Below are 15,513 nucleotides of genomic sequence, written 5' to 3'. Positions count from 1 at the left end.
ATACCGCTAACGTTTTGCTTCGTAAGCCAACACTGCTGCCAGCTCTGTTTTCTCCTGTCTGAAATGCAGTTCACACAGTCAATCACGCACCATCCAGGTGAAGATCAACAGCGTTGTACAGATCAGAAACAAACCTAACAGCAGAGTACGTTTTGGCATTCCAGCCTCCTTATTGCTTTTCGGCAATGAAGAGACTAACCTCGCAATGTTGGTTGTGAAGTTTGTCTCCCCATCAGTTTTTTGATGTGGGACTCTCCACTGTTTGCCTCTTGCGAAAGCCTGAGGCAAACAGCCTCAAGCACCCGCCACGCACTCTATGTGTCTTCTTAAACCCTGTCAGAAAATCGTTTCATTTCGTGAAGGCGCCTTCCAGAATCAGACGTCTTTTACGCGCCAGGTCAGCATCAGCGTGACAATCGACGTTAGTGCAATCATCCAGTACACCGACCCATGTCCATAGCTTTGCGACAACGCCCCCTGAATCACCCCCGCCAGAATTACCCCCGTAGAGATACTGTTGGTGAAGAGTGTGGTCGCCGACCCCGCCCGCCCGGGCATTAAATCCTGGAACCAGAGCATCCCTATCCCGGCCACGATCCCGATAAACACAGCATTAAACAGCTGCAGCGCCAGCAACGCCTCTCGTGAATGGAAGAAAATCAGCCCCAGGTAGAAAAGCACTCCGGCCGCTACGGCTATCAGCATCATCCGGCGTTTCCCGAGATGTTTGACGTAGTATCCCGCCAGAATCATCGCCGGAATTTCCAGCCCGGCGGCCGTCCCCATTAAGATCCCCGCGAGCTTATCCGGCAGACCCAGATCGCTGCTGATCCACAGCGGCATATCGATGATATACATGGTGTTGCAGGTCCACATCAGCGTGGAGGCGATAAACAGCATACGGACGTTTTTATCCTGCCAGCCGCTCACCTGAGTAATGGGTTTATCCGCTGTCTGTTCGACACGCGCCACTGACGGCAGCACGAAGGCAATCAGTGCCAGGCTAATGGCAAAAATCCCCGCAGCGATGGAAAACATGGCGGTAAAACCGTAATTCAACGCCAGCATAAAGGCCAGCGGCGGACCAATGACCCATGCAAGAGAGAGCTGCGCACGCATCACCGAGCTAAACATCACCACTTCCCGCGCCGAGTTGTCGGCATATTCCCGGGCCAGCGCGAACAGCTGCGGCATGGCGGTGTTCGCCAGCGAGGCCAGCAGCACGCCGCAGGTGATCAGCGTCAGGTAGTGACGATTAAAGGCAAACAGCAGCGCGTTACCCACAGCCATGGCGCAACAAAAGAGGATCAACTTGCGGCGATCGCCCTGGCTGTCGGATCGTTTCGCCAGCCCCAGGCTCACCAGGATCCCGGCGATGGCGTTCACGGTATAAAACAGGCCGACCCAAAACGGCTGCGCCCCCACCTCCCGGCTGAGAAAAAGACTCAGCGTCGGTGCCTGCAGCGCCCCCGCCACGCCCATCATAAAGGCCACCAGCATAAAAGCGGCATACACGCCGTTCAGGCGTCGCCCCATCGTCATTAACCAGAGCATCTGCAAGTCCTTGTGAAAGCGAATCGAAATTGGGTGAAAGAATAAACGAAAAAAGCCAGCAAAAAACATTTTGCTGGCGGGTGATAAGCACCAATACTCAGTCACACATGATCGAGGCGAGTTAGCGAGAAGAGGTCGGTTTCGTAACGTCCCACTGCATCAGTTCTTCTAACATTTTCAGCCGTTGCTCAGCACACTGACGGGCCAGCCAGGACGTTCCTTTTGTCGCTGAAAAGTACTGCTGATAAAACTGACGTGCGGTAGACCTCTTCATAATGTACCTCCTCACTTCATCGGGAATCATTATTGGCTTAATATAGGGATTAATAAATTGCTGATTTTTTGTCAGGAGTTCCCCTTTTATGCCTTCTGGTCGTCTGCAACAACAATTCATCCGCCTCTGGCAGTGCTGCGAAGGGCAATCGCAGGAGACCACGCTTAACGAACTGGCTGAACTCCTTAACTGCTCCCGACGTCATATGCGCACGCTGCTTAACACCATGCAGCAACAGGGCTGGTTAAACTGGGAAGCCGAAGCGGGACGCGGCAAACGCTCACGCCTGACCTTTCTCTATACCGGGCTGGCCTTGCAGCAACAGCGAGCGGAAGACCTGCTGGAACAGGACAGAATCGATCAGCTGGTGCAACTGGTAGGCGATAAAGCCGCGGTACGTCAGATGCTGGTCTCCCATCTTGGGCGGAGTTTTCGTCAGGGCCGCCACATTCTGCGGGTGCTCTACTATCGCCCGATGAAGAATCTGCTCCCCGGCACGGCCTTGCGCCGCTCAGAAACCCATATGGCGCGACAAATATTCAGCGGCCTGACGCGAATAAATGAGGAAAACGGGGAACTGGAAGCTGATATTGCGCACCACTGGCAGCAACTCTCCCCACGTCACTGGCGCTTCTTCTTACGTCCCGGCATCCACTTTCACCACGGCCGCGAGCTGGAAATGCGCGATGTCATCGCCTCACTGGAACGTGCCCGCAAGCTTCCGCTTTTTTCGCATATTTCGCGCGTTCACTCCCCCACCGCCTGGACGCTGGATATAGAACTGTCTCAGCCGGATAAATGGCTCCCCTGGCTGCTGGGGTATGTCCCATCAATGATTTTGCCAGGAGAGTGGGAATCGCTGCACAATTTTGCCAGCCAGCCCATTGGCACCGGGCCCTATGCCGTGTCGCGTAACACCAATAACCAGCTGAAAATTCGCGCGTTTGATGACTATTTTGGCTACCGGGCGCTGATCGACGAAGTGAACGTCTGGGTATTACCGGATCTCAATGAAGAGCTCAGCGCCGGGCTGACGCTTGAAGGCCCCACAACGGGCGAAAAGGCGGTGGAAAGCCGCCTTGAGGAGGGCTGCTACTACCTGCTGTTTGACAGCCGCACCCACCGCGGGGCCAATCAGGCGGTACGCAAATGGATCAGCCACGTCTTATCTCCCTCCAATCTGATTTACCATGCGGAAGAACAGTATCAGACGTACTGGTTCCCGGCGTACGGGTTGCTTCCTCGCTGGCATCATGCCCGGCCGGCCCACTGTGACAAACCAGCAGGGCTGGAGTCTGTCACCCTGACCTACTACCGCGAGCACGTGGAACACCGTTTTATCGCCAGGATCATGACCAGACTGCTGGCCGCAGAAGGCGTCCGGCTGGACATCAGGGAAGTGGACTATGACGAATGGCACCAGGGGGAACTGACCAGCGATATCTGGCTGAACAGCGCCAACTTCACCCTGCCGCTCGATTTCTCGCTCTTCTCACACCTGTATGAAGTCCCGCTGATCCAGCACTGTATCGATCGGGACTGGCAGCAGGATGCGGCGCAATGGCGTGCGGGCGAGATGAACCTGGCCACCTGGTGTCAGGCGCTGCTGGCCGAACAGGCGATCGTGCCGCTGATCCACCACTGGCTGATGATCCAGGGCCAGCGCAGTATGCGGGGGTTACGGATGAATACGCTGGGCTGGTTTGATTTTAAATCCGCCTGGTTTGCGCCACCGGAGCCATAACACTTTCGTAATATTCGCCAAATCATTACAATACCGCCGTTCTCAACGGGGTGCTGCATCACTGATGTGCGCTGAGATAATACCCGTCGAACCTGATCCGGATAACGCCGGCGAAGGGATTTGAGGCTGTCGCTCAAAATCCTTTGCCACTCAACCTTGAGGTGCAAAGTGTTAAAAAAAGTGCTTCCCCTGCTGGCGCTGTTTGCGCTACCTGCTTTCGCAAAACCCGTCCTGACGGTCTACACCTACGACTCCTTTTCAGCCGACTGGGGCCCAGGCCCGGTCGTCAAAAAAGCCTTTGAAGCCGACTGCAACTGCGAACTGAAATTCGTGGCGCTGGAAGATGGCGTCTCGCTGCTTAACCGTCTGCGTATGGAAGGTAAAAACAGCAAGGCCGACGTGGTACTCGGCCTGGATAACAACCTGCTGGATGCGGCCTCGCAAACGAAACTTTTCGCCAAAAGCGGCGTAGCGACAGATGCGGTTAACGTGCCGGGCGGCTGGAAAAACGACACCTTTGTGCCGTTCGATTACGGATATTTTGCGTTTGTTTATGACAAAAACAAGCTGAAGAACCCGCCGAAAAGCCTGAAGGAGCTGGTGGAAAGCGACCAGAAATGGCGCGTGATTTATGAAGATCCGCGCACCAGCACGCCAGGTCTGGGCCTGCTGCTGTGGATGCAGAAGGTATACGGTGATAAAACGCCGGAAGCGTGGCAGAAGCTGGCCGCCAAAACCGTGACCGTCACCAAAGGCTGGAGCGAAGCCTATGGCCTGTTCCTGAAAGGGGAGAGCGACCTGGTGCTGAGCTACACCACCTCCCCGGCTTATCACATTATCGCCGAGAAGAAAGACAATTACGCCGCCGCTGATTTCGCTGAAGGTCATTATCTGCAGGTGGAAGTGGCTGCCCGCACTGCCGCCAGCAAGCAGCCGGAACTGGCCGAGAAGTTCCTGAAATTCATGGTCTCCCCGGCGTTCCAGAATGCGATCCCAACGGGTAACTGGATGTATCCGGTGACCAACGTGACGCTACCTGCTGGCTTTGAGCAACTGACCAAACCGCAAACCTCGCTGGAGTTTACGCCGCAGCAGGTCGCCGCGCAGCGAGCAGCATGGGTAAGTGAATGGCAACGCGCCGTCAGCCGCTAATTCCCGGTTGGTTATTTCCCGGACTGCTCGCCGCTGTAGTGATGGTGGCGGTCAGTCTGGGTGCTTTTCTGGCATTGTGGTTTAACGCGCCGGAGAGTGATCTGAGCTCTCTCTGGCACGACAGCTATCTCTGGCACGTCATCCGGTTCTCTTTCTGGCAGGCGTTTCTCTCTGCCCTGCTGTCGGTGATCCCGGCCATTTTTCTCGCGCGGGCGCTCTACCGCAGACGCTTCCCCGGCAGGGAGGCGCTGTTGAGACTGTGCGCCATGACGCTGATCCTGCCCGTCCTGGTGGCGGTATTTGGGATCCTGAGCGTGTATGGTCGTCAGGGCTGGCTGGCCGCCCTCTTTAACCTGCTTGGTCTGGAGTGGACCTTCTCCCCTTACGGACTCAAAGGTATTCTGCTGGCGCACATCTTTTTCAACATGCCCATGGCGACCCGGCTTTTTTTACAGGCGCTGGAGGCTATCCCCGGCGAGCAGCGTCAGCTTGCGGCACAGCTGGGTATGCGCGGCTGGTCATTCTTCCGCTTTGTCGAATGGCCGTGGCTGCGCCGTCAAATCCCTCCGGTTGCGGCGCTGATCTTCATGCTCTGTTTTGCCAGTTTCGCCACCGTGCTTTCTCTTGGTGGTGGACCACAGGCGACCACCATCGAACTGGCGATTTACCAGGCGCTGAGTTACGACTACGACCCCGGCCGCGCTGCGCTTCTGGCTCTGGTACAGATGCTGTGCTGTCTTGTGCTGGTCCTGCTGAGTCAGCGTCTGAGCAAAGCCATTCCACCGGGCAGTCATCAGATTACAGGCTGGCGCGATCCTCAGGACAGCCTGCACAGCCGAATCGCGGATGTGATGTTGATCGTACTGGCCCTGCTGCTGCTGCTGCCGCCGCTGATGGCCGTCATCGTCGATGGCATTAACCTTAACCTCGTCTCCGTGTTGCAACAGCCCGTCCTCTGGCAGGCGACCTGGACATCCTTGCGCATCGCACTGGCTGCCGGGCTATTGTGCGTCATGCTGACCATGATGCTGCTGTGGAGCAGTCGCGAACTATATGCGCGCCAGGCGCGCAAAGCCGGACAAGCGCTGGAGCTGACGGGGATGTTAATCCTCGCAATGCCGGGCATCGTCCTGGCAACCGGCTTCTTTTTATTGTTCAACAGTACGGTTGGTCTGCCGGAAAGCGCCGACGGAATTGTGATTTTTACCAACGCCCTGATGGCCATTCCCTATGCGCTGAAGGTGCTGGAAAACCCCATGCGCGACGTCAATAGCCGTTACGCTTTGCTGTGTCAGTCGCTTGGTATACAGGGCTGGCGCCGGTTAAAGGTGGTTGAACTGCGAGCGCTGAAACGCCCGCTTGCTCAGGCGCTGGCCTTCGCTTGTGTGCTCTCCATTGGAGATTTTGGTGTGGTGGCGCTCTTCGGCAATGAAGATTTCCGCACGCTGCCATACTGGTTGTATCAGCAGATCGGCTCCTATCGCAGCCAGGAGGGGGCCGTCACGGCGCTGTTGCTGCTGTTGCTGTGCTTTGCCTTATTTACCGTTATCGAAAAACTTCCGGGGCGCAATGTTAAAACTGACTGATGTCACCTGGCTCTACCAACACCTGCCTATGCGGTTCAGCCTGTCGGTACGCCCGGGTGAGATGATTGCCGTGCTTGGCCCAAGCGGGGCAGGGAAAAGTACCTTACTCAATCTGATTGCCGGTTTTCTGCAACCGGCAAGCGGGTCGATAATGATTGAAAACAACGACCATACCTACACCCCGCCCGCCAGGCGTCCGGTCTCGATGCTGTTCCAGGAAAATAACCTGTTCACCCATCTGACGGTGCGGCAAAACATCGCGCTGGGTATGGATCCGGGGCTGAAACTGAACGACGCACAGCGCCAGAAGCTGGAGCATATTGCCGGGCAGATGGGCATTACCACGTTTATTGACCGACTCCCCGGAGAGCTCTCTGGCGGACAACGTCAGCGCGTGGCGCTGGCTCGCTGTCTGGTTCGCGAGCAGCCGATACTGCTGCTGGATGAGCCCTTCTCTGCACTCGATCCCGCGCTGCGCCAGGAGATGCTCGCCCTGGTACAGGAGGTCTGCCAGCGTCAGCAACTGACGATGCTGATGGTGTCACACAGTATTGAAGATGCCGCACGCATCGCCCCGCGATCGGTGGTGATCGCGGAGGGTCGGATCGTGTGGGAGGGTGAAACCGAAGTGTTGATGAGTGGCAAAGCAAGCGCGTCGCACCTGCTGGGGATCCTTAACGGCTGACCACCTTCAACAGGATCTCACCGTACACCGGCATCAGCGGATGGCGAATCAGCGCGATCAGCGCCACGACGGCAACGCCCAGCGTCAGCGGCGCCAGCCACAGCAAGCGCGAACGAGGCAGATAGCGCGTCAGATGATCGACATTCGCTTTCGCGCTGCGCCATAGCCGCCAGCACAACCATGCAGCGAGCCATAACAGCAGCGCTGTTGCCAGCAATAACCATTTAAAGCCACCGCTCTGCACATCGTCAGGAATATCAATTGCCGCCCCCGCCAGGATCCCCGGCAGGAAGTAGAACGGCGGCCAGAAGACGCAGCCGATAATGTTCGGCAAAACGAATTTTGCGACGGGCAGCTCCAGCATCCCGGCGACCATCGGCACCAGCGGACGCGTTGGCCCGACAAAGCGTCCGACGAGGATCGTAAACATGCTGTGCTGATGCAGTGCATGCTCGGTTTTATCCAGCAACGCTTTGTTCTTCTTCATGAATGACCAGCGGTGCAGCGGTTTCTTGAAACGCCAGCCCAGCCAGAAGGAGATCCAGTCGCCCAGTAAGCAGCCGATCATACCGGCCAGCCATGCCTGCCAGAAATTGACCTCACCGCTGCCAATCAACGCGCCCAACGCCGCCATCATCACCGTACCAGGCAGGATCAGCCCAACCAGCGCCAGCGATTCCAGAAACGCCACCAGCGCAACGGCGATAAGCGAATACATAACCGACTGGGTAATAAAATGTTCCAGCAATGCCTGCATAACTATTCCGGTCAGAAAACGAATCAGGGATTCTGCTTAGCGCCCTGCACCGCGTCAAGACAACAATTGTCTGAATAGTTTACAGGTTGCTTCCGTTGTTCACCTGCTTGTTTATCTTTTTTTACCGTTTATTCACATCCCGCCCGGAATTCACTGGGGCTGGCGCCAGTGCATTTTTTAAATACGCGGGAAAAATAGAGCTGATCTTCAAAGCCCACATTGCGCCCGACGGTGGCAATGGGCATCCGGGTGGTGCTGAGCAGCAGTTTCGCCTGGCTGATGCGCTGATCTTCGCGCCAGCTCAGCACGCTGACACCCAACTGCTGCCGGAACAGATGCGACAGCCGCGACGGCGACAGGCAGACATGCTGGGCCACGCTGGCGATATCAAACTGGCTGTCGGCCAGGTGGTCGCTGATGTACTGGCAGGCATCACGCACACGGTTATCCAGCGGCGGATTAAGCGACGCGTTAATCGCCTCCATCCGGCGCAGTAACACCTGTTCAAGCAAATTAATCGCCAGCAGCTCAGCGTAGCGCCCACCGGCCTGCCCTGCCTCTATGATCTGGGCAAACAGCTCGCGGAACTGGGCCAGATGAGCGTCGTCCGGGCGGTAAAAACCGGTGTGCGCAAAAATGGCTGGCCACGAAAGCCACTCCTGCCAGTAGGCGCGGGGGCGGAAGTAGACCCACTGGTGATACCACTCTTTGGCATCCGGATGACGCCCGTAATGGTGGATCTCGCCAGGTGGAAACAGCAGCATATCGCCGGGACGACAGACGAACTGCTGATCGTTGTTTTTGATTATCCCTTCCCCACGCACGGTCAGGTTCAGAATGTACCCTTTCATCCCAAGCGGACGGTCAACGTAAAAATCGAGATATCCCTCAGCCTCGATAGGGGTCAGCCCCGCCACCAGGTGGGCGTTAAACGAATAACCCGGCAGTAAGGGATCGTTTTGCGTTTCGGCCATAGATTCAGTTCTCCCAACGGTACTGAAGGAAACCAATTGTCCATATCGTTAAAAGCCGTATAAAAATGGCCTGCGACGAGATCCAAAAAGCATCACGTCTCTTTTACGTCCGCCATGTTTCAGCCTTTCCCCCTGATTTCTCCGCCAGAGTGGGCAGATAAGCAGTAACAAAAGTGTCTATAAGTGCGGCAGAAATGTCCACATTGAATATTTGCACGGCGTCACACTTTCCATCTCAACAGCAATTTAGTCCATAAGATTAGCGGATCCTGCCTGACGATTTTCGCCCCCAGTCTCTAATGTTCTCTCATACCTGTTTTCTGATGGAGCAACACCATGGCAATTGCGATTGGCCTCGATTTTGGCAGCGACTCGGTTCGCGCCCTGGCAGTGGACTGTACGTCCGGCCAGGAGATAGCAACCAGCGTTGAGTGGTACCCACGCTGGCAAGAGGGGCGCTACTGCGATGCGCCAAACAACCAGTTCCGTCACCATCCACGCGACTACATCGAGTCGATGGAAGCGGCAATCAAAACCGTGCTGGCAGAACTGACTGACGCCCAGCGTGCAGAGGTGGTTGGGATCGGCGTAGACAGCACCGGTTCTACCCCCGCACCAGTGGATGCGGAAGGCCGGGTGCTGGCGCTGCGTCCTGAGTTCGCCGACAACCCGAACGCCATGTTTGTGCTGTGGAAAGACCATACCGCCGTCGAAGAGGCCGAAGCCATCACCCGGTTGTGCCACCAGCCGGGCAAAACCGACTATTCGCGCTACATCGGCGGAATTTATTCCAGTGAATGGTTCTGGGCCAAGATCCTGCATGTCACCCGCGCTGACGCAGCGGTTGCACAGGCAGCCGCATCGTGGATTGAACTGTGTGACTGGGTTCCTGCCCTGCTCTCGGGTACCACCCGCCCGCAGGATATTCGCCGCGGCCGCTGCAGCGCCGGGCATAAATCCCTATGGCATGAAAGCTGGGGCGGTCTGCCACCGGCAGCCTTCTTCGATGAACTCGATCCGATTATCAACAAGAGCCTGAAGTACCCGCTCTTTACCGACACCTTTACCGCCGATATTCCGGTGGGCACGCTCTGTGAAGAGTGGGCAACACGCCTGGGCCTGCCGCAAAACGTGGCAATCTCCGGCGGTGCGTTTGACTGCCATATGGGCGCGGTGGGCGCTGGCGCCCAACCCAATACGCTGGTGAAAGTGATCGGCACCTCCACCTGCGACATCCTGACGGCGGATAAGGCCAGCGTCGGTGACCGCGCAGTGAAAGGTATCTGCGGACAGGTCGACGGCAGCGTGGTGCCGGACTTTATCGGTCTGGAAGCCGGGCAGTCTGCGTTTGGCGATATTTACGCCTGGTTTGGTCGGGTACTGGGCTGGCCGCTGGACCAGCTGGCGACCGCGCACCCGGAACTGAAAACCCAGATTGCCGAGAGTAAGAAACAGCTGCTGCCCCAGCTCACCGCCGCGTGGGCGAAAAATCCGTCTCTTGAACACCTGCCGGTGGTGCTCGACTGGTTCAACGGCCGCCGTACGCCATTTGCCAACCAGCGTCTTAAAGGCGTTATCACCGATCTCAATCTGGCGACCGATGCCCCGGCCCTGTTTGGCGGCCTGATTGCAGCCACCGCCTTTGGTGCCCGCGCGATTATGGAGTGCTTCACCGAACAGGGCATCGACGTCAATAACGTCATGGCGCTGGGCGGTATCGCCCGTAAAAACCCGGTGATCATGCAGGCCTGCTGCGACGTGCTGAACCGTCCGCTGCAGATTGTCGCGTCCGATCAATGCTGCGCGCTGGGTGCGGCCATTTTCGCCGCCGTTGCCGCGGGCGTACACGCCGATATCCCGACTGCACAGCAGCATATGGCAAGCGCGGTCGAAAATACCCTTCAGCCGCGTGCTCAACAGGCGCAACGCTTTGAACAGCTTTATCAGCGCTACCAGCAATGGGCAAAAAGCGCCGAACTTCACTATCTCCCTGTCGCCGCCCCGTCAAAACACACCGCGGATACGACGGCAACCCTGACCCATTAAGGACACGACGATGACCATTTTTGATAATTATGAAGTGTGGTTTGTGATTGGCAGCCAGCATTTGTACGGACCGCAAGCGTTGCAACAGGTGACGAAACATGCGGAACACGTCGTGAACGCGCTGAATGCTGAGGCCAAACTGCCATGCAAACTGGTGCTGAAGCCGCTGGGCACGACGCCGGATGAGATCACCCATATCTGCCGTGACGCGAACTACGACGATAAATGCGCGGGTCTGGTGGTGTGGCTGCACACCTTCTCACCCGCCAAAATGTGGATCAACGGTCTGTCTATCCTCAACAAACCGCTGCTGCAATTCCATACCCAGTTCAACGCCTCCCTGCCATGGGACAGCATTGATATGGACTTTATGAACCTGAACCAGACCGCGCACGGCGGCCGTGAGTTCGGCTTCATCGGCGCCCGTATGCGTCAGCAGCACGCCGTAGTGACCGGACACTGGCAGGATCAACATGCGCAGAAACGCATCGGCTCCTGGATGCGTCAGGCCGTTTCCAAACAGGATACCCGCCATCTGAAAGTGGTGCGATTTGGCGACAACATGCGTGAAGTGGCAGTCACCGACGGTGATAAAGTTGCCGCGCAGATCAAGTTTGGTTTTTCCGTGAACACCTGGGCCGTGGGTGACCTGGTGCAGGTCGTCAATGAGATCGGCGATGGCGACGTGAGCGCGCTGGTTGACGAATACGAAAGCAGCTACCGCCTCACTGCAGCGGCGCAGGTGAAGGGTGACAAACGCCAGAACGTGCTGGACGCGGCGCGCATTGAACTGGGGATGAAACGCTTCCTGGAACAGGGTGGCTTCCACGCCTTTACCACGACATTTGAAGATCTCCATGGTCTGAAACAACTGCCGGGTCTGGCAGTACAACGTCTGATGCAGCAGGGCTACGGCTTCGCGGGCGAAGGCGACTGGAAAACTGCCGCTCTGCTTCGCATCATGAAAGTGATGTCAACCGGTCTGCAGGGCGGCACCTCCTTTATGGAGGACTACACCTACCACTTCGAAAATGGCAACGACCTGGTACTCGGTTCACACATGCTGGAAGTGTGCCCGTCCATTGCCGTTGAAGAGAAACCGATCCTCGACGTGCAGCACCTCGGCATTGGCGGTAAAGCGGATCCGGCACGTTTGATCTTCAACACCCGTACCGGCCCGGCCATCAACGCCAGCCTGATCGACCTGGGCGATCGTTTCCGCCTGCTGGTGAACTGTGTGGATGCGGTTGAAACGCCACACGCGCTGCCAAAACTGCCGGTCGCCAACGCCCTGTGGAAAGCGCAGCCCGATCTGCCAACCGCCTCCGAAGCCTGGATCGTCGCCGGTGGCGCGCACCATACCGTCTTCAGTCACGCCCTGGATCTCAACGATATGCGTCAGTTCACTGAACTGCACGACATCGAACTGACCGTGATCGATAACGATACCCGCCTGCCCGCGTTTAAAGACGCGCTGCGCTGGAATGAAGTCTATTACGGTTCGAAACGTTAAGTACGACGTGCCCGGTGGCACTGCGTTTACCGGGCCTACGATTGTGTAGGCCAGATAAGCGAAGCGCCATCCGGCGGGAGACAACAATGCTAGAAGATCTCAAACGCCAGGTACTCGAAGCCAACCTGGCGCTGCCTAAACATAATCTGGTGACCCTGACCTGGGGCAACGTCAGCGCCGTTGACCGCGAAAAAGGGGTGTTCGTCATCAAGCCTTCCGGCGTGGATTATACGGTGATGACCGCTGACGATATGGTTGTGGTCAGCATTGCAACCGGTGAAGTGGTGGAAGGGAAGAAAAAACCCTCCTCCGATACCCCCACCCATCGCCTGCTGTATCAGGCATTTCCGACCATCGGCGGCATTGTGCATACCCACTCGCGTCATGCGACTATCTGGGCGCAGGCAGGCCAGTCCATTCCGGCTACCGGTACCACGCACGCAGACTACTTTTACGGCACCATCCCGTGCACCCGCCTGATGACCGATGCGGAAATCAACGGTGAGTACGAGTGGGAAACCGGCAATGTGATTGTCGAAACCTTTGAAAAACAGGGAATCGACGCAGCACAGATGCCTGGGGTGCTGGTGCATTCTCACGGCCCGTTTGCGTGGGGCAAAAATGCGGAGGATGCAGTGCATAACGCGATTGTGCTGGAAGAGGTGGCCTATATGGGCATCTTCTGTCGTCAACTGGCACCAGAGTTGCCGGATATGCAACAGACGCTGCTGGACAAACACTACCTGCGCAAGCACGGTGCAAAAGCCTATTACGGGCAATAAACTGTATATAAACCCAGCATAAAACCGCTAACCAGGCTATAATCAGGCCTGGTTTTGTTTTATGGGATAACGGCGTGACGCAGGCGCAAGAAGGTTTTTTACTGACCCGACACTGGCGGGATACGCCTCAGGGAACAGAGGTGGAGTTCTGGCTGGCGACGGACAACGGCCCGCTGCGCGTTACCCTGCCGCCACAGGAGTCCGTGGCATTTATTCCTGAAGCCCACGTCGACAAAGCAAAGCAGCTACTGCGCGGTGAAAACAACTGGCGCATCACGCCACTTGAGCTGAAAGATTTCCATCGCCAGCCGGTTTACGGTCTCTATTGTCGCGCCCATCGCCAGCTGATGCGCTATGAAAAACTGCTGCGCGAGGCGGGCGTCACCCTGTACGAGGCCGATATTCGTCCCCCGGAACGTTTCTTGATGGAGCGGTTTATTACCGCCCCTGTCTGGGTTGATGGCACGGCGCACAACGGTGGGCTGATTAATGCCCGTCTGAAGCCCAACCCACATTACCGTCCGCCGCTGAAATGGGTCTCACTGGATATCGAAACCACCCGTCACGGTGAACTGTACTGTATTGGTCTTGAAGGCTGCGGCGACCGGGTTGTCTATATGCTCGGGCCACCGAATGGTGATGCCTCCGCGCTGGACTTCCGGCTGGAGTACGTCAACAGCCGGCCGCAGCTGCTGGAGAAACTGAACCAGTGGTTTGCCGATCGCGATCCCGATGTCCTGATCGGCTGGAACGTGGTGCAGTTCGACCTGCGGGTACTGCAAAAACACGCCGAGCGTTACCGCATCCCGCTCATGCTTGGGCGGGGTCATAGCGAACTGGAATGGCGCGAGCACGGTTTCAAAAACGGCGTCTTCTTCGCACAGGCCAACGGTCGCCTGATTATCGACGGCATCGAGGCGCTGAAATCCGCATTCTGGAATTTCTCTTCCTTCTCGCTGGAGGCAGTGGCGCAGGAGCTGCTGGGGGAAGGGAAATCCATTGATAACCCGTGGGACCGAATGGATGAGATCGACCGCCGCTTCAACGAAGACAAACCGGCACTTGCCACCTATAACCTGAAAGATTGTGAGCTGGTTACGCAGATTTTCCACAAAACCGAGATCATGCCTTTTCTGCTGGAACGCGCCACAGTGAACGGTCTTGCCGCTGATCGGCACGGCGGTTCCGTGGCGGCATTCAGCCATCTGTACTTTCCCCGCATGCACCGGGCAGGCTACGTCGCACCAAACCTGGGGGACGTGCCGCCGCAGGCAAGCCCTGGCGGCTACGTGATGGATTCCCGGCCGGGACTGTATGACTCCGTGCTGGTACTGGACTACAAAAGCCTCTACCCCTCGATTATCCGCACCTTTCTGATTGATCCGGTGGGGCTGGTAGAGGGGATGGCGCAACCGGACGATATGCACAGCACCGACGGGTTTCTGGGGGCGCGTTTCTCACGGGAGAAACACTGCCTGCCGGAGATCGTGGGACAGATCTGGCACGGGCGTGACGAGGCCAAGCGCCACGGCAACAAGCCGCTTTCTCAGGCGCTGAAAATTATCATGAATGCCTTTTACGGTGTGCTGGGCACCAGCGCCTGTCGCTTCTTCGACCCGCGTCTCGCCTCGTCTATCACCATGCGCGGGCATGAGATCATGCGCCAGACAAAGGCGCTGATCGAATCCCAGGGCTATGAAGTGATCTATGGCGATACCGACTCCACCTTCGTCTGGTTGAAGGGCGCGCACGCCGAAGAGGAAGCCGCGCGAATTGGCAAACAGCTGGTCGCCTTCGTGAACGACTGGTGGCAAGCGCATTTGCAAAAAGAGCGGTTAACCAGTGCGTTAGAGCTGGAGTATGAAACCCATTTCAGCCGCTTTTTAATGCCCACTATCCGTGGAACCGATCAGGGCAGCAAGAAACGCTACGCCGGACTGATTCAGGAAGGTGAAAAGCAACGCATGGTGTTTAAAGGGCTGGAGACGGTGCGCACAGACTGGACTCCGCTGGCTCAGCAGTTCCAGCAAACGCTCTATTTGCGGATCTTTCGTAATGAGCCTTATCAGGACTACGTCCGCGAGACGATAGCCAGCCTGATGGCCGGCGAGCTCGACAACCAGCTGGTGTATCGCAAACGCCTGCGCCGCCCGCTGGCCGAGTATCAGCGTAACGTTCCGCCGCACGTCCGCGCCGCGCGTCTGGCGGATGAAGAGAACGTCCGTCGGGGGCGCGCCCCGCAGTATCAGAACCGGGGCACCATCAAGTATGTCTGGACGACAAACGGGCCAGAGCCCGTGGATTATCAACACTCTGCGCTGGACTACGACCACTACCTGACGCGCCAGCTTCAGCCCGTCGCGGATGGAATTTTGCCGTTCATTGACGACGATTTTGCTACACTAGTGACAGGGCAGCTTGGCCTATTTTGACACGTGACGAAATC

At 57.1% G+C, this 15,513-nt stretch carries 13 protein-coding genes and 1 riboswitch; of the genes, 8 read left to right on the top strand and 5 right to left on the bottom strand.

All coding sequences use genetic code 11. The features are described 5' to 3' along the window. Positions 1-6 precede the first annotated feature (6 nt). From AC2FAK_RS01840 to sgrT, 3 genes are all read right to left on the bottom strand, one after another. The gene (locus AC2FAK_RS01840) at positions 7-78 is read right to left on the bottom strand and encodes a Hok/Gef family protein (RefSeq protein WP_375714100.1); all 72 of its coding nucleotides are present in this window, start codon (positions 76-78) and stop codon (positions 7-9) included. 297 nt (positions 79-375) lie between these two features. After that, positions 376-1,554 (bottom strand): sugar efflux transporter, encoded by a 1,179-nt coding sequence (locus AC2FAK_RS01835; protein WP_013095558.1) that lies wholly within the window; start codon positions 1,552-1,554, stop codon positions 376-378. Between the two features lie 121 nt (positions 1,555-1,675). Beyond that, on the bottom strand, positions 1,676-1,828 hold the full coding sequence (gene sgrT, locus AC2FAK_RS01830) for a glucose uptake inhibitor SgrT (protein WP_013095557.1): 153 nt from the start codon (positions 1,826-1,828) through the stop codon (positions 1,676-1,678). Between the two features lie 88 nt (positions 1,829-1,916). Between sgrT and sgrR the strand changes: the two genes are divergently transcribed. The 4 genes from sgrR to thiQ all read left to right on the top strand — a co-directional run bounded on the left by sgrR (position 1,917) and on the right by thiQ (position 6,995). Next, complete coding sequence (gene sgrR / locus AC2FAK_RS01825) at positions 1,917-3,572, top strand: HTH-type transcriptional regulator SgrR (RefSeq protein ID WP_038981191.1); 1,656 nt, start codon at positions 1,917-1,919, stop codon at positions 3,570-3,572. A 36-nt stretch (positions 3,573-3,608) separates the two neighbouring features. Then, positions 3,609-3,709, top strand: a riboswitch (TPP riboswitch). A 31-nt stretch (positions 3,710-3,740) separates the two neighbouring features. Further along, positions 3,741-4,724, top strand: coding sequence for a thiamine ABC transporter substrate binding subunit (gene thiB / locus AC2FAK_RS01820; RefSeq protein ID WP_020688488.1), 984 nt, complete (start codon positions 3,741-3,743; stop codon positions 4,722-4,724). Then, positions 4,700-6,310 (top strand): thiamine/thiamine pyrophosphate ABC transporter permease ThiP, encoded by a 1,611-nt coding sequence (gene thiP, locus AC2FAK_RS01815; protein ID WP_095455359.1) that lies wholly within the window; start codon positions 4,700-4,702, stop codon positions 6,308-6,310. Before thiB ends, thiP begins: the two co-directional genes overlap by 25 nt. Next, complete coding sequence (thiQ, locus tag AC2FAK_RS01810) at positions 6,294-6,995, top strand: thiamine ABC transporter ATP-binding protein ThiQ (protein WP_095455360.1); 702 nt, start codon at positions 6,294-6,296, stop codon at positions 6,993-6,995. Before thiP ends, thiQ begins: the two co-directional genes overlap by 17 nt. Here thiQ and AC2FAK_RS01805 read toward each other — a convergent pair. Both AC2FAK_RS01805 and araC read right to left on the bottom strand, forming a co-directional pair. Beyond that, a complete protein-coding gene (locus AC2FAK_RS01805) occupies positions 6,985-7,752 on the bottom strand; it encodes a DedA family protein (RefSeq protein WP_095455361.1) in 768 nt (255 codons plus the stop codon). The two genes, thiQ and AC2FAK_RS01805, sit on opposite strands and share 11 nt — an antisense overlap. A 128-nt stretch (positions 7,753-7,880) precedes the next feature. Then, entirely contained in the window at positions 7,881-8,726 is an 846-nt protein-coding gene (araC, locus tag AC2FAK_RS01800) for an arabinose operon transcriptional regulator AraC (RefSeq protein WP_013095551.1), read from the bottom strand. Between the two features lie 336 nt (positions 8,727-9,062). Between araC and araB the strand changes: the two genes are divergently transcribed. The 4 genes from araB (at position 9,063) to polB (ending at position 15,499) form a co-directional block, all read left to right on the top strand. Beyond that, a complete protein-coding gene (gene araB, locus AC2FAK_RS01795; protein ID WP_023620027.1) occupies positions 9,063-10,772 on the top strand; it encodes a ribulokinase in 1,710 nt (569 codons plus the stop codon). 10 nt (positions 10,773-10,782) lie between these two features. Continuing rightward, complete coding sequence (gene araA / locus AC2FAK_RS01790; RefSeq protein WP_095455362.1) at positions 10,783-12,285, top strand: L-arabinose isomerase; 1,503 nt, start codon at positions 10,783-10,785, stop codon at positions 12,283-12,285. Positions 12,286-12,371: 86 nt separating this feature from the next. Next, positions 12,372-13,067 (top strand): L-ribulose-5-phosphate 4-epimerase, encoded by a 696-nt coding sequence (gene araD, locus AC2FAK_RS01785; RefSeq protein WP_038418669.1) that lies wholly within the window; start codon positions 12,372-12,374, stop codon positions 13,065-13,067. 74 nt (positions 13,068-13,141) lie between these two features. Next, the gene (gene polB, locus AC2FAK_RS01780) at positions 13,142-15,499 is read left to right on the top strand and encodes a DNA polymerase II (RefSeq protein ID WP_062934873.1); all 2,358 of its coding nucleotides are present in this window, start codon (positions 13,142-13,144) and stop codon (positions 15,497-15,499) included. Positions 15,500-15,513: the final 14 nt, after the last annotated feature.

The organism is Enterobacter cloacae complex sp. 394F7, from assembly GCF_057320385.1.
This window is presented reverse-complemented; position numbering and strand designations above follow the sequence as displayed.